Raw genomic sequence first — 389 nt, forward strand, 5'->3', positions numbered from 1 at the left:
TGCGAAGCAGTTGATCGAAGCGATTCCGGAAGAATCGCTCACCGTTTTCGACCGGGGCTTCCTGTCGGCCGAGATTCTGTGCAGCCTGACGAGCAGTGGCGCCGAGCGGCACTTCCTCATCCCGGCCAAGTCCAATACCAAATGGGAAGTGCTCGATGGCAGCGACAACGATGCAGTAGTACGCATGCGTGTGTCACCGCAAGCGAGGAAGAAATCTCCGGAGCTGCCCGAATTCTGGGAAGCGCGCGCTATCACCGTCGTTGACGTCCAGGCGCGCAAGCGCATCCTGCTGACCTCGCTGCGCGACCGTCAACGCTACAAGCCTGCCGACATCGTCGCCTTGTACGACAAGCGCTGGGGAATCGAGACAAGCTATCGAGAACTCAAGC

At 59.6% G+C, this 389-nt stretch carries 1 protein-coding gene; it reads left to right on the plus strand.

Features of this window, described 5'->3' with window-relative positions; all coding sequences use genetic code 11:
- On the plus strand, positions 1-389 hold a 389-nt coding region (locus ACHAC9_RS24560; RefSeq protein WP_435764440.1), incomplete at both ends, for a transposase.

It is taken from the genome of Massilia sp. CMS3.1 (assembly GCF_051262535.1).
GTDB lineage: Bacteria > Pseudomonadota > Gammaproteobacteria > Burkholderiales > Burkholderiaceae_D > Telluria.